General features: G+C 47.2%; 14 protein-coding genes. 8 read left to right on the forward strand and 6 right to left on the reverse strand.

Going from position 1 to position 12,850, the window contains the following annotated elements:
• Positions 1-129: 129 nt before the first annotated feature.
• The 3 genes from ACZO3G_RS04705 to ACZO3G_RS04715 are packed head-to-tail and all read right to left on the reverse strand — an operon-like array spanning position 130 to position 2,668.
• On the reverse strand, positions 130-711 hold the full coding sequence (locus ACZO3G_RS04705; protein ID WP_302550011.1) for a LysE family transporter: 582 nt from the start codon (positions 709-711) through the stop codon (positions 130-132).
• Between the two features lie 33 nt (positions 712-744).
• Positions 745-2,115 carry a sodium-dependent transporter gene (locus ACZO3G_RS04710; protein ID WP_368044110.1) on the reverse strand — a complete coding sequence of 457 codons (1,371 nt, stop codon included), beginning with the start codon at positions 2,113-2,115 and terminating at the stop codon, positions 745-747.
• Positions 2,116-2,131: 16 nt separating this feature from the next.
• Positions 2,132-2,668: a hydrolase gene (locus ACZO3G_RS04715; RefSeq protein WP_418427972.1), complete on the reverse strand. Its 537-nt coding sequence runs from the start codon at positions 2,666-2,668 to the stop codon at positions 2,132-2,134.
• Between the two features lie 171 nt (positions 2,669-2,839).
• On the opposite strand from ACZO3G_RS04715, the gene ACZO3G_RS04720 reads away from it, so the two are divergent.
• A complete protein-coding gene (locus tag ACZO3G_RS04720; RefSeq protein WP_367379713.1) occupies positions 2,840-3,382 on the forward strand; it encodes a helix-turn-helix domain-containing protein in 543 nt (180 codons plus the stop codon).
• A 752-nt stretch (positions 3,383-4,134) separates the two neighbouring features.
• Here the strand turns inward: ACZO3G_RS04720 and ACZO3G_RS04725 are convergent.
• Positions 4,135-4,368: a helix-turn-helix domain-containing protein gene (locus ACZO3G_RS04725; RefSeq protein ID WP_368044111.1), complete on the reverse strand. Its 234-nt coding sequence runs from the start codon at positions 4,366-4,368 to the stop codon at positions 4,135-4,137.
• A 135-nt stretch (positions 4,369-4,503) separates the two neighbouring features.
• Between ACZO3G_RS04725 and ACZO3G_RS04730 the strand changes: the two genes are divergently transcribed.
• From ACZO3G_RS04730 to ACZO3G_RS04750, 5 genes are all read left to right on the forward strand, one after another.
• The gene (locus ACZO3G_RS04730) at positions 4,504-5,682 is read left to right on the forward strand and encodes an AIPR family protein (protein ID WP_277138676.1); all 1,179 of its coding nucleotides are present in this window, start codon (positions 4,504-4,506) and stop codon (positions 5,680-5,682) included.
• A 103-nt stretch (positions 5,683-5,785) separates the two neighbouring features.
• On the forward strand, positions 5,786-6,853 hold the full coding sequence (gene dndB / locus ACZO3G_RS04735) for a DNA sulfur modification protein DndB (RefSeq protein ID WP_277138675.1): 1,068 nt from the start codon (positions 5,786-5,788) through the stop codon (positions 6,851-6,853).
• Between the two features lie 5 nt (positions 6,854-6,858).
• Positions 6,859-8,223, forward strand: a complete 1,365-nt coding sequence (gene dndC / locus ACZO3G_RS04740) for a DNA phosphorothioation system sulfurtransferase DndC (protein ID WP_277138674.1) — start codon at positions 6,859-6,861, stop codon at positions 8,221-8,223.
• Positions 8,213-10,351 (forward strand): AAA family ATPase, encoded by a 2,139-nt coding sequence (locus tag ACZO3G_RS04745; protein WP_277138673.1) that lies wholly within the window; start codon positions 8,213-8,215, stop codon positions 10,349-10,351. Before dndC ends, ACZO3G_RS04745 begins: the two co-directional genes overlap by 11 nt.
• The gene (locus tag ACZO3G_RS04750) at positions 10,351-10,725 is read left to right on the forward strand and encodes a DndE family protein (RefSeq protein ID WP_481159348.1); all 375 of its coding nucleotides are present in this window, start codon (positions 10,351-10,353) and stop codon (positions 10,723-10,725) included. The genes ACZO3G_RS04745 and ACZO3G_RS04750 overlap by 1 nt, the downstream gene beginning before the upstream one ends.
• Before the next feature lie 193 nt (positions 10,726-10,918).
• Here ACZO3G_RS04750 and ACZO3G_RS04755 read toward each other — a convergent pair whose 3' ends face one another.
• Both ACZO3G_RS04755 and ACZO3G_RS04760 read right to left on the reverse strand, forming a co-directional pair.
• Positions 10,919-11,692, reverse strand: coding sequence for a DUF6076 domain-containing protein (locus ACZO3G_RS04755; RefSeq protein ID WP_277138671.1), 774 nt, complete (start codon positions 11,690-11,692; stop codon positions 10,919-10,921).
• A complete protein-coding gene (locus tag ACZO3G_RS04760) occupies positions 11,640-11,966 on the reverse strand; it encodes a hypothetical protein (protein WP_277138670.1) in 327 nt (108 codons plus the stop codon). The genes ACZO3G_RS04755 and ACZO3G_RS04760 overlap by 53 nt, the downstream gene beginning before the upstream one ends.
• 136 nt (positions 11,967-12,102) lie before the next feature.
• Between ACZO3G_RS04760 and ACZO3G_RS04765 the strand changes: the two genes are divergently transcribed.
• Together ACZO3G_RS04765 and ACZO3G_RS04770 are read left to right on the forward strand one after the other, a co-directional pair.
• Entirely contained in the window at positions 12,103-12,312 is a 210-nt protein-coding gene (locus ACZO3G_RS04765) for a helix-turn-helix domain-containing protein (protein ID WP_277138669.1), read from the forward strand.
• The gene (locus ACZO3G_RS04770) at positions 12,309-12,797 is read left to right on the forward strand and encodes a helix-turn-helix domain-containing protein (protein WP_277138668.1); all 489 of its coding nucleotides are present in this window, start codon (positions 12,309-12,311) and stop codon (positions 12,795-12,797) included. The genes ACZO3G_RS04765 and ACZO3G_RS04770 overlap by 4 nt, the downstream gene beginning before the upstream one ends.
• Positions 12,798-12,850: the final 53 nt, after the last annotated feature.

A 12,850-nucleotide genomic window follows, 5' to 3' on the forward strand; every position in this document is an offset into this window, starting at 1 on the left:
TAGCAGCATAACACAAACAGACCAATAAGTCTATTAAGTTTCTGTAAATCTTTTCAGCGGTGGGCCAATGTCTCCCAGGCTTTGGGCAATCTACGGGAAGCTCTCGCCCCTATGGTCGGCCCAGGCATTTTACAGGAACAAAGCGACTGCGCAGTAGACAAGCAGTAGAGCCATCACAAGATTGACCGCTTTTGTATGCCTTGAAAAGAACTTACAGAAGGCCGACCCGAACAGCGCCCATACGAAGGAGCCGGACGCCCCGATCAGCGCCAGGAGGACGGTAAATCCAATCACCGTCCCGGTGGAGTGGTAGACCGGCAAAATGTAGAGCGTCATGGCGGTGATCGCGTAAATATAGATCTTGGGATTGGCGAATTGCAGGAGCATACCGGAAAGAAAGCTGGCCTCTTTCCCGCTGTCCGCCTCTACGTCGGCGGAGCTTTTCCACACCTTCCAGGCAAGATACAGCATATAAGCCGCCCCTGCGAGCTGCATAAATATCTTCACTTTTGGGAGGTAGGCATACAGCGTGGTGCTGAACAGGGTGCAGACCGACATCACGACTGCAAACCCGGCCAGGATGCCCAGGTTGAAGTGGAAGCTGCGGCGGAAGCCCAGCCGGGCCGCGTTGCTCATGGACAATAGATTGTTGGCCCCCGGCGTGTAAGCCGTGATAAAACAGTAGATCAGGAAATCTGATACATGAAACAATTTAAAACCCTCCTATCCCACACGAGTGGAGAACTATTTCAAAAAGGACAGATAGCCGCTGATGAAGATGACGAGGACGATCACCGGCAGAACATAGCTGATGTACGTTCTTGCGAAGCCGGGATAAGGTAGGCCCTTCCCGATGGTGGTCTCGTGATAGAAACGGTCCCATCCCCATCCATAGTGGCGCGTACAAAACAGAAGGAATACCAGGCTCCCCAGGGGGAGCAGATTGTTGCTCAGAATGAAGTCCTCCAAATCCAGGACACTTGTTCCGTCCCCCAAAGGCTGGAACCCGCTCCATAGATTATAACCGAGGATGCAGGGCAGGGAGAGCAGGATCAGCAGCACAAAATTGACAGCCGCCGACTTTTTCCGGCTCCAGCCCGTTGCATCCATAACGTAGGTAATGATGTTTTCAATCACCGCGATCACCGTGGAGACGGCGGCGAATACCATGAACAGGAAGAACAGCGTCCCCCAAAAGCGTCCGCCGCTCATCGTGTTGAAAATGTTGGGCAGCGTGATAAAAAGCAGATTGGGGCCGCTGTCCGGCTGGACGCCGAAGCTGAAGCAGGCCGGAAAGATAATAAGCCCCGCCAACAGCGCCACCACCGTGTCGAGTACCCCCATGTAAAGGGCGTCGCTGGTCAGGGAATGGCTTTTGTCAATGCGGCTGCCAAAGACGGACAGCGTGCCAATGCCGATGCTCAGAGTAAAAAACGCCTGCCCCATGGCGGCGAAGATACATTCAGGCAGGCCGATCTCCCTCATGGCGCCGAAGTCCGGGAGCAGGTAGTAACGCAGCCCCTTTTCCGCTCCCGGCAGCGTGACCGAGCGCGCCGCCAGCACGAGCAGCAGGCCGAACAAGAGCAGCATCATCATTTTTGTGACCCGCTCCACGCCCGCCTGCAGGCCGACGGCGCAGACGGCAAAGGAGACGATGATCATGACCGCCGCACACAGAAACATGGTGCCGGGCTGTGCCAACAGTCCGGAAAAAATCCCATCTACTTCGGCGGAAGCGATCCCTTGGAACCGGCCCTTTGCCATCTCAATAAAGTAATAAAACAGCCAACCGCTGATGACGGTATAGAACATCATCAGCAGATAATTCCCGATGATGGTGGCGTACTTGAACCAATGCCATTTTGTCCCCTCCGGCTCCAGCAGGTGGAAGGAGAGGGCCGTGCTTCTCTGGCTGGCCCGCCCGACGGCGAACTCCATCACGACGATGGGCAGCCCCAGAATCACTAGAAAGACCATGTAAAGCAGGACGAAAGACGCGCCGCCGTATTTCCCTGTGATGTAGGGAAACCGCCAGATGTTCCCGAGGCCGATGGAACAGGCGGCGGTAATCAAGATAAATCCCAACCGGGAGGAAAAATGTTCTCGTTTCATCATTGCTTCCTCCCAGGCGTCAAACAGGAAGAACGTCAACCAGGGTTTTCATGGCGTCAAGCGTCTGCCGCATCAGTTCTTCCAGCGATACTCCCAGCATTTCCGCGCCCTGCACCAGATCTTCCCGGCAGCATCCGGCGGCAAACTCCTTCTTTTTGAACTTCTTCTTGATGGAGCTCATATCCATGTCCCGAACGCTTTTGGAGGGCCGCACCATGGCACACGCCCCGATCAGCCCGAACAATTCATCGGTGGCAAATAAGATTTTCTCCATCTGTAATTCAGGCTTGACCGTCACCCAGTCCAACCGGCCATAGCCGTGGTTCACGATGGAGCGGATTATGCCCTCGTCAATGTCGTGGGAGCGTAAAAGTTCAACGCATTTTGCACAATGCTCCTCGGGATAAAGCTCAAAGTCAATGTCGTGCAGCATACCCACCGCCGCCCAATATACCTCGTTCTGGGGGTCGTACTGACGGGCAAAGCAGCCCATGATGCCAGAAACCACCTCTCCGTGCAGCAAGTGAAACTCGCCGCTATTGTACTTTTTCAGCAAATCCCGGGCCTCTTGTAGATTTGGAACCATTTTCGTTCGCTCTCCTCTTTACAAATTTGAATCAAGAATTTATAATGGTACAAAGTGGACACTATATTGCACTTGTGCGATATAATAATACATCCTGTTCGTTATACTGTCAACAGAGAGGAGCGGATTTTTTTGGACTCCATGAATCAGATTGTCGCGAAAAACATTAAGAGGCTTCGTGAAAAGAATAAAATGAGCATGGACGAGCTGTCCAAGTTAAGCGGCGTCAGCAAAAGTATGCTTGCACAAATTGAGCGAGGAGAGGGAAACCCAACCCTCTCAACGCTGTGGAAAATTTCGAATGGAATGAAGGTGCCTTTTGACGCCTTGACCGTCCGCCCGGAAAACCCGTATGAACTTGTGAAAACATCAGAGCTACAGCCGCTGCTGGAAGATGGTGGTAAGGTCAAAAATTACCCGATTTTCCCCGACGATGACAACCGCAAATTTGCGGTCTACTATCTGGAACTGGATGCGGGGAGCTATTGGGAATCGGAACCGCATCTTAAAGGAACCACCGAATTTATTACGGTCTTCACAGGGCAGCTTGAAATTGATACAGATGGTCAACGGTTTTCCGTTGGAAAGGGGGAAAACATCCGGTTTAAGGCTGACAGCGTACACTCGTATCGAAACGTCGGGAATGAGGCCGCGATCCTGCACATGATTTTGTTTAACCCCTGAGCATTCCAGGGACATAATCCTCCTTTTTATCTTACAGCAGGGAACGACGCCCCTTGTCTCCATAGAGCGGCGCTTGTCCGGTAACACGATAGCTTCTATTTTTTTCAGTTTTCCTACCAGAGCTGTTTTATCCTTTTCATCGTTAAAGCTCTTCTGGTTCATCGACACAGTAATTATTCACATAATAAAAAGCAGCGGCTGTCTTAGCCGCTGCTTTCAATGAGACACTGTGTTATTTTTTCTGATCGGAACTGCCCGCCGGTTCAACTCCCGGCAGAATGTGAATTCCTTGGACAAATGGCAAAGAAAAGAGGCTCTCAAGTATTGCTACTTAAGAGCCTCTCAGGGCGCATAAACACTGGGTTTTTACCCCCAATATCTATTTTACCCTATTGGTTTGGTCGGAGTGACAGGATTCGAACCTGCGGCATCCTGCTCCCAAAAATTTCTGGGAAGTTTTTTGCGCTTATTTGTAGCGGTTTATAGTCATTTTCGCTCAGTTTCGCTTACTCTTTGGCACTCTTAAAACCACTGTTTCCGCGTGCTCCGCACCCGGCTGTGGTAATCAATGTGGTCAAAAACGCTTCCCACCCAGAGCCGGCGCTTGTCACCGGCCCCAGGCGGGAAGCGTTTCATATTCTGGGTTGGTTGGATTGTAACTATGAGCAGACGGTTATGCAAGTGGTTTCTGCCCCAAGCGCAGTTCAAATCCTGCGCCGCAATAAACAAGGAATGAACAGATAATGATTTCATTACTCCTGCAGTTCCCCAAATAGATCTGTCAATCTGACATTCAGAGTAGTAGCAATCTTTTGGCATTTTTCTATAGTGAGGCTGTGTTCGCCGCGTTCGACTCGCCCGTAGTATGCACGGCTGAGGCCACAATATGCAGCGAATTCATCTTGAGTAAAACCACGTCCTTCGCGATATTTTCGCAGGACATTACCCAAGGCTACATTTACATTGTAAGCATACACGGCACTCACCTCAAAAATATTATACTACAAATGCAAAAAAACGCTATATATAGCGTTGAAATTTCTGAGATTTTTTGTAGAATAGACTCAGATGGTGGTTGTACCACGTATCTAATAAACTTTCTGAGTAAAGGAGTAATCACAATGACAAAGAGAACATTCAATATCCCCGTAGAATCCTTCCGCAAGATTCCTAACCCCTACAAAGAAGGGCCGAGCAGTGTATCGCAGATGTATACCGCTATTTGTGATGTCAAGGATTTGCCCGAAGATCTGATCGACTGGATGGAAACAAACCCCCGAAAACAGAATACCAACAGTGGCGTAGCGAAAAAAATCAGAGCATCTCTTGTTGAAGGCAAAGATTTTCATCTCCTGAACCGCGGTATTCTCCTTTCTGCCAATGATGTAACATTCAACAATTATGACAGCACCATGAAGTTGGTGTTTACGGACAAGGAATATCACGGCAATGTTGATGGCGGCCACACCTTGATGGTTATCCTTGAAAATCGTGATGATCTGGAACGCGGTCAGCAGTTTGTGAAACTTGAGATCTTGACGGGCGTCGAAGGCATTTTTGAGGATCTTGCTGCCGCCAGAAACACATCTACCCAGGTTCAGGACAAGTCCATTGCAAACTTGAGAGACTACTTTGACATCATCAAACAGGCTGTTTCGACCGAACCTTTCAAGGACAGAGTGTATTTCATGGAGAATGACGATGGAAATATTGACGTCGGTGATATCCTCGCAATCTTGAATATGTTTAATTTGGATACTTATCCCGGAATGGACAGCTGTCCTGTTGTTTCCTTCAGTAGTAAGAAGCGCTGCATTGATAACTACATTCATCTCTATGAACAGTATGGTGATAACCCCGAAAATCCCCATGTCAAAATGAAGCCGATTATGGTTGATATTTTTAAGCTCTACGACTATGTGGAGTCCAAAATTCCTGAATACTATCGTGTTAAGAATCCCAATGGTAAGTATGGAGCGATTTCTGGAGTTACTACTCCGAAGGAGAACCGCAAGGCACCTGTTTCTAAGTTCTATGAAAAGACTTTGTCCCATGGTTCGCCTAATGGATTTATTTACCCCATTCTTGGTTCGCTTCGGGCACTTCTCGAAGAAAAAAATGGTGTGTACAGCTGGAAGTGCAACCCCTATGAAGTGTTAGAAAAAATCGGACCTGAACTGGTATCTATTACAGTAGAAAGAAGCCGCAACTCCGGCAATGATCCTGTGAAGGTTGGCAAAGACTCAGTCAACTGGCAGACACTGTATATGCGTGTGATGCTTACCGCAATGGGCAACTAAACACTTTCGACCACCCAGTCAATGACTGGGTGGTTTTTTCTTGACTTTTTCACTACTTAAGTATATAATGCAAATATACTTAAGTAGTTTCGGAGGTGTCCATATGGACTTCTGTTACAGATTTCCTGCAGTAAAGGGATTGCAGGCCGGCAAGGAATACTATATCGCGATGATTCCCCTTAGAATCTTGAACAAAATTTTCGGAAATGATGATGAGTATATTCCGCCTGAGTATCGAGCCCAGCGGCGGCTGAATACTACCCGCATTCCTGTAATAAAAGACTATATTTTGGATAACCGTGATTCATATGTTTTCTCCGCCTTGGCTGCGGCAATTGATGGTGAGTACAACTTCGCCCCATCTATTGCCTCTGCAGATCTTGGAATTTTAGAAGTTTCCATGGACGCACGGTTCATGATTGTCGACGGTCAACATAGAAAAGCTTCAATTATCGAGGCTATCACCGAAGACGAGACGCTCAATACGGAAACCATTTCCGTCGTTTTCTACGAAGATAAGGGACTGCAACATGGGCAGCAGATGTTTACCGACCTCAATAAGCATGCTGTGAAAACATCTAACTCTATTGCCGAACTTTATGACTCTCGTGACGCTTTGGCTGTGGTGACAAGACGGGTTATCAGTGAAATTGAGTTTTTTGACCAGTATACAGACAAAGAAAAAGACATTCTTGGAAAGTTTTCATCGAACTTTTTTACGCTGAACACATTCTACAAGGCTAACAAAAAAATCTTAAAGCGTGCCAAATGTAATGATGCTGCAGAGGCTTTTTTGAAACAGTATTGGTCCGCTGTGGTAAAGCACATTCTTCCGTGGAACGAATTGACCAATAAGGAACTCAGCAAAGTGGATTTACGCGAGAAATACATCATCACACAAGCCATTATTATTCAAGCACTTGGTGTTTTAGGCAATCATTTTCTAACGAACGATGACAAAGAGCTTGAGAAAAGTATCGCTGGGTTAGAAAAAGTTGATTGGCTTAGAAGTGCTGAATGTTGGAAAGGCAGGGTTATCCGTACCAATGGTAAGATCATCAACAGTAACGATGCAGCACGGCTGGCCTGCAATGTGCTGAAGGAAACTTTAGAAATTCCTTTGGATCCCGAAGACTTAGTATACGAAGAAAAACTTACTAAAGGAAAATGAGTCCTATGTTTACAGTATTTAACGATATTATTGCGGAGATGCGACTTGTCTACCAGCACGATCAGCGCCCGTGGATGCTTGGATTTAGTGGTGGAAAAGACTCTACCCTACTCTGTCAGCTCGTTTTTGAAATGCTCCACACTTTGAAACCAGAAGAAAGGACGAAAAAAATATATGTTGTCACATCAGATACTATGGTAGAGAACCCCATTGTAAAGGACTACATGTATCGTATGAATGCGGCGATCAATACCGCCAGCGAAAGTGAGCATCTCAATGTTGAAGCACATATGCTGCATCCAGAGATTCGACAAACTTTCTGGAGTTTGGTAATCGGTCTGGGATATCCGACCCCAGAAGCGCCTGGTTTCAGATGGTGTACCGAACGGCTGAAGATTAACCCTTCAAATAAGTTCACTTACGATACCATCAAAAAAGATGGCGAGATTGTAATCCTTTTAGGTGTTCGAAAGGCAGAAAGCGCTGCTCGTTCAAAAAGCATATCTTTCCATGAGATTGAAGGGAAGATATTATCTCCCCATACCTCAATTCCCAAGGCCTATGTATATAACCCCCTGACAGAAATTGAAAACTCCATTGTGTGGGAGTATCTTCTCAAAGACGATGCTCGTAGCGCATGGGGAACTGATAACAAATATTTGTTCAGTCTTTATCAAGGCGAAACGCTGGGCGAAGAGCAAAGCGTAGTCGGTGAAGTGGATAAGGACAAGATCCCGATTACTGGTAATTCTCGTTTTGGGTGCTGGTGCTGCACTATGGTCAAAGAGGACAAGTCGCTGCAAAATTTCATTGATCACGGGGCAGAGAATCTGATTCCGCTCCGGAGATTTAGAAACTGGTTGGTAGAGTTGAGAGCCACACCCGAGGCGCGAGATTGGCGCCGTAGAAATGGAGCTGTCTACTTCAATTCCGATGGCGACTTTGGTCGGGGACCATTCAAACTGGATACGCGAAAAGAAATCCTAAAGCGTCTTTTGCAATTGGAAGATGAAACAGGATTCGAGCTCATTACAATTGAAGAATTGAAAATGATCGATAAAATGTGGGAAGACGAAGGAGATCTTTCCAGACGGGCTCTCGTAGATATCTATTATGAAGTGCGAAATAAACGACTTCCTTGGGATCAATTTAAACACGCAAAATACGATAATGATACCATTCAGCGGATTGATGCGTTGTGTCAGAAATATGAGGTTCCCTTCGAACTGGTTTCTAAACTTTTGATTGCTGTTGACAACACAAAATTCTATACCCGATCTGCTATAAGTGCTCGCGAGGTTGAAAAAATTATGAACCAGGGTTGGTTGCACTACAGCTATATCCAAGAAGGACTCGAAAATGAAGATTGAACGAATCGAATTAAATAACTTTGGATCATACGAAGATTTAAATTTCTTTGATGTCATGACCGATGATCAATCCAAACGAATTATCGTCATTGGTGGAAAAAATGGTGCGGGAAAGACTACCCTTTTTACAGCCATACAGATTTGTTTGTACGGGCATGCATCTTTTGGCTTTAAAACTTCAGGGAAACGATATCTAAAGGAAATCTATGACTTAATCAACAATCAAGCCAGGTTGGACGAGACCAAATCTGCATATGTGAAGATTTGTTTTTCTGAAAGTCGGATTGATACTGATCATTATGAGGTAACTCGGTTTTGGACTTGGAGCAACAGCATAATTACTGAAATTTTTTCGGTAAAGCAGAATGGTGTATTGCTGGACGAAGAAGCCGCAATGAATTTCCAGAATTACCTCTTGCACCTCATTCCGCCAGAATTACACAAACTGTATTTCTTCGATGGTGAAGAAATTGCTGACTATTTTTTGGATGAGCAGCACAATAACATTAAAGACGCGTTACTTATCCTAAGCGGTAATGATACATATGAATTGCTATACAACAATATTCGACGACTTTTAAACGGAGTCGAATCCGGCAATGAATCCATTGCTCAAAATTATGCAGACCAGAGAGAGTCCTTGGCAAAGTACTCTCAAGAAGAGGCGCAATTAATCGGTGAGATTGTCGAACTGCGTACAGATGTTGAGCGTCTTGAGGCTGATCTGAATCACGAAAACAAAGCATATGCCGCCAACGGAGGCGTTACACTCGAAGTTTGGAAAGATTTGCAGAACGCCCTAAAAGACGAAGAAGACCGGCGCGAGCGGATTAATTGGAAGTTAAAGAGTGCAGCGGCAGAGATCCTACCATTTATAATTGTGAAGGACTTGCTGGCAAATGTTAAAGAACAAATTTCAGCTGAAAAGGATCTTCAGGCCTATAGAATTCTACAGAGTTCTCTGAATACATCACAGTTCAAGCGATGCATCTCCAACATAATGAAGAAAACAAGTAGCCATAGCCCCGCTGAAGATACGACGCTCCTCGTAAATGCAATACAGTCTTTCTTTGAAAATCAAGACTTGGAGAACAAAACCCCAATTTTTATGCTGTCAGAGGATGACGGGCTCTCAATTCTCAACAAAATTGCGGCTGTGGAGGAATACAAGACCGCTACCTTTAGCAAAGACAGGCGGAGAATCGAGGACTCAATCCAGCGAAGCACCAAGATCAGAACACAATTGCAAAAGAGTTCCATCGAAAATTTTGAGAGCCATGTCAAATGTGTTTCCGACTTAACCAATCAGATTGAGCGACTCAAATCCGAGCTGACGGGCAAAGAGACCGCTCTACAAGAACTTCAAGATCGAACAGAAGAATTGAAAAAGGCACTGAATCACAGTCGAAAAGCATTGGAAGCTGAACTGAAAAAACAATCTGTGTCAGCACTTTCCGATCGTATGCTTCTGCTGGTAGAAGAACTTCAGGAACAGCAATACAAAAAATTGATTGCAGATGTTGAGCACGATCTTAACCGAAAGTTTAGAGAACTTATTCGAAAAGATGATTTTGTCGATCAGATCTATCTTGACAATGACTTCTCTCTGCACCTTGTCCGCAATCAGGCAGTTGAGGTCTCTGCGCTTAAGCTTACAGCCAAAAGGCATGGTGCCGCCACTCTGAAAGTGAGTCTGAAGCAGGCTGGATTCCAATCACTGATGACTCAGCTGAATACAACGGAAGAATCTCTCGGCTTTGCCTTGGCTGATTGTGATGAAGAGACGATGATCCTTCCTATAGAGCTTGACTATACTCGTTTCTCCAATGGTGAAAAGCAGGTCCTCGTAATGTCATTGTATTGGGCAATTATGAATCAAAGTCACAACAAGTTGCCATTTATCATTGATACGCCGTTTGCGCGCATCGACACTGAGCATCGCGCCAACATTACCGAAAAGTTCTTCAAAGAACTTCAGGGACAGCTCTTTGTGCTATCTACAAATGAAGAGATCCGACATGAACACATGGTCTCGCTTGACCAGCAGATCGCAAAAGTGTATATGCTCGAATACGGAGAGGACAAGCGTACTCGGATTTCCGAGGGAAGCTATTTCGAGGTGAAATAATGGTGTTTAAACTAAAAACATCCCGGAAAACGGAAGAAATCTTCAATCAAATTGAGGCAAGCGAAAAACTTCCGTGGCCTACCCTCATGAGACTTGCGTTATCTTTATCCATTCGCCAGGGACCTTTGATGGAGGTCGAGTTATATTCCGATAGTCTGGGAAAAGAACTGAATCGCTCAACAATCACTGGAGACGCAGACAGCCTCTATAAATGCCTGATTGAATTACAAGAAGGCCGACATATTCCGGACAAAGAATACTTCCCCACTTATGTGAAAGGTCACTTGGAACGCGGCGCCAGTCTATTGGAACAAGAGAAAAAGTATTCAAGAGATTTACTTGTGCATTTGACGGAAGTGGACAAAGGGTTATAATTACCTTCAGGATTCTGATGAGAAACAATCGAGATCTTAGGTTTTTAGCAATAGACAAATTGAAAATCGAAATATTCGGAAATTCGGAGTAGTTCGAATCTGAGATGTAATAACCATACACCGCACGCACAAAAGTATCTGACCAAGGCACGGACAAATTGAAATAGCCGCACCAAATCCTGCGACACATAAATCAAAGAGCCTCCAACTGCCTGCGTAACTCCTCATCGCTCAGCTCCCCACGCTCGGCCTGTGCTTTCAAGTCCTGGGCCTTGGCCACGGAGACGTTCCACTCATCCACACTGATTTTACCTCTCTGCTTCCGCATCTTCAATCGGTTATAGGCCTTCGCGTACTCTTTCTGGGCAGGAGTGGCAGAGGCACGCTCCTTTGCCTCTTTTCGATGGGCCCCTACCTTGCGGCAGGTACGTTCGGTTTCACCCGGCGCAATGTTGTTGCAGTAGCGGGTGTTATAGCCCTCGGTCAGCAGAAAATACCACCCGCAGTTGTGGCAGCGGCGGGGCGCGTTGCCCATCCTCAGACCGCGATAGAAATCCGTGTAGAGAAAGTGAGACAGATAGGTAAACTCCGCCTGTTCCGCCAAGATGACCTTGTCGTCCTCGGTTGGGTGTTTCATCGGGACGAACTTTACCTGAACGGGAAAGCTCTCTTCAAAGTCATTCGCGTCAAACAGCATGGCTCCCGCCACTCTCATGTCTGAAAAGTATTGTGCGTAGGCTGCGGCATAAGCATCTGCACCCCTGCGCTTAATCGAATCAAAGTAAAACTCCAGCATACCCTTTACCTGTCCCCGGAAGTTGCGGAGGCTCTCCGGGAAATACTCCAGGCCATTCAGAAACTTCTCAAATGCGGCATGCCCCTCAGAATTTACATCCAGCACTTCGACCCAAGCCTCATGGTCGCCGCTCATGACGGTTAAAAGCTGATAGGCAAATTCCAAATCCATAGAAAGCTCCCGATAGAACGGCAACTGAAAAATCAGATCCCAGACAGCGTTCAGCTTCTCCTGAGAGGAGGCTGCGGCGCTGTCTGTTTTTTTCCTGTATAAGAGACAGAACCGTAGATAAGAATGCGCCAATGCTCCGGTCAATTGCACTCAACTCGCGCTCGTCCAGATTCAAAAAGTCGGTGGCGAATTGTCCCAACGGATATGACCTGCCGTTCAGGAAGAGTTCCTGTTTGCCAAAGAGCACTGAAAAGCTATCAAAATAGTTTCCCACAGCCCGTCACCCCTGTACCCGATTGAAATTCGGCGTTTGTCCATTCAACGCCAGATCTGTTGAAAGCCGTATCTCGGTATGTTAGTCCCGTTGTAGCAGATGGAAAAAATAAAATCAATCGCAAGGAGGTAACGCCGTGAGAGAATCCGTCTACAAAAGCTACGACGAACTGCCGCTGTTCCTGAACGCCAGCATGGTAGCAGAGGCACTGGGGGTGTCGCCCTCCAGCGGGTACGAGCTGATGCACGAAAAAGGGTTCCCGGCGCTGAGGATCGGCAGCCGTATTGTCGTGCCCAAGGAGAAGCTCATCGCATGGGTGGAGGTAAACACGGGAGGTGCGGTTTGAAGTACAGCTACTATCCAAAACGCGACGCGATCAAAAACTATTTCCCTCTGCCCAATGAGATTTTTCTCTTGCGGCTGAAGCCCGGCGAGCTGGCGGTGTATGCTTATCTGCTCTACTGCGAGGACCGGGAGACCTACCAGTGCTGGCCCAGCTACAAGACCATCGGCAGGGCGGTGGGCATGAGCCAGAACACGGTGCGGAAATATGTGGTGGCGCTTGAGGAGAAGGCGCTGATCCGAACTGAACCGACCTCCGTCTACACCAAGTCCGGTCAAAAACGCAACGGCAGTCTGCTTTACACCATCCGCCCGATTCAGGAAGCGCTGGATTTATTCTACGAGCGGCAGATGGCGCAGGCAGAGTTGGAAGCACAGCGCCGGCGCGCTGCGGACAAGCTGGCAAAGCTCGCCACTGTTGGCCCCTGTGAGCCGCTGTGTGGGGCTTTGGAGCAGACCGAAGGGAATGACCCCCGCCCGGGGCGTTGAGACCAAAAATGAGGCGCTTTCAGAGAATTTGCGGGGGACGGCAATAGGGCTCC

The sequence above is a fragment of the Anaerotruncus sp. genome (assembly GCF_057433415.1).

What these genes read in the sequence shown, in the direction of transcription:
- ACZO3G_RS04710 (WP_368044110.1), bottom strand. Translation starts at nt 2,115, where the DNA reads ATGATGAAACGAGAACATTTTTCCTCCCGGTTGGGATTTATCTTGATT.
- ACZO3G_RS04720 (WP_367379713.1), top strand. Translation starts at nt 2,840, where the DNA reads ATGAATCAGATTGTCGCGAAAAACATTAAGAGGCTTCGTGAAAAGAAT.
- ACZO3G_RS04730 (WP_277138676.1), top strand. Translation starts at nt 4,504, where the DNA reads ATGACAAAGAGAACATTCAATATCCCCGTAGAATCCTTCCGCAAGATT.
- dndB (WP_277138675.1), top strand. Translation starts at nt 5,786, where the DNA reads ATGGACTTCTGTTACAGATTTCCTGCAGTAAAGGGATTGCAGGCCGGC.
- dndC (WP_277138674.1), top strand. Translation starts at nt 6,859, where the DNA reads ATGTTTACAGTATTTAACGATATTATTGCGGAGATGCGACTTGTCTAC.
- ACZO3G_RS04745 (WP_277138673.1), top strand. Translation starts at nt 8,213, where the DNA reads ATGAAGATTGAACGAATCGAATTAAATAACTTTGGATCATACGAAGAT.
- ACZO3G_RS04750 (WP_481159348.1), top strand. Translation starts at nt 10,351, where the DNA reads ATGGTGTTTAAACTAAAAACATCCCGGAAAACGGAAGAAATCTTCAAT.
- ACZO3G_RS04755 (WP_277138671.1), bottom strand. Translation starts at nt 11,692, where the DNA reads ATGGATTTGGAATTTGCCTATCAGCTTTTAACCGTCATGAGCGGCGAC.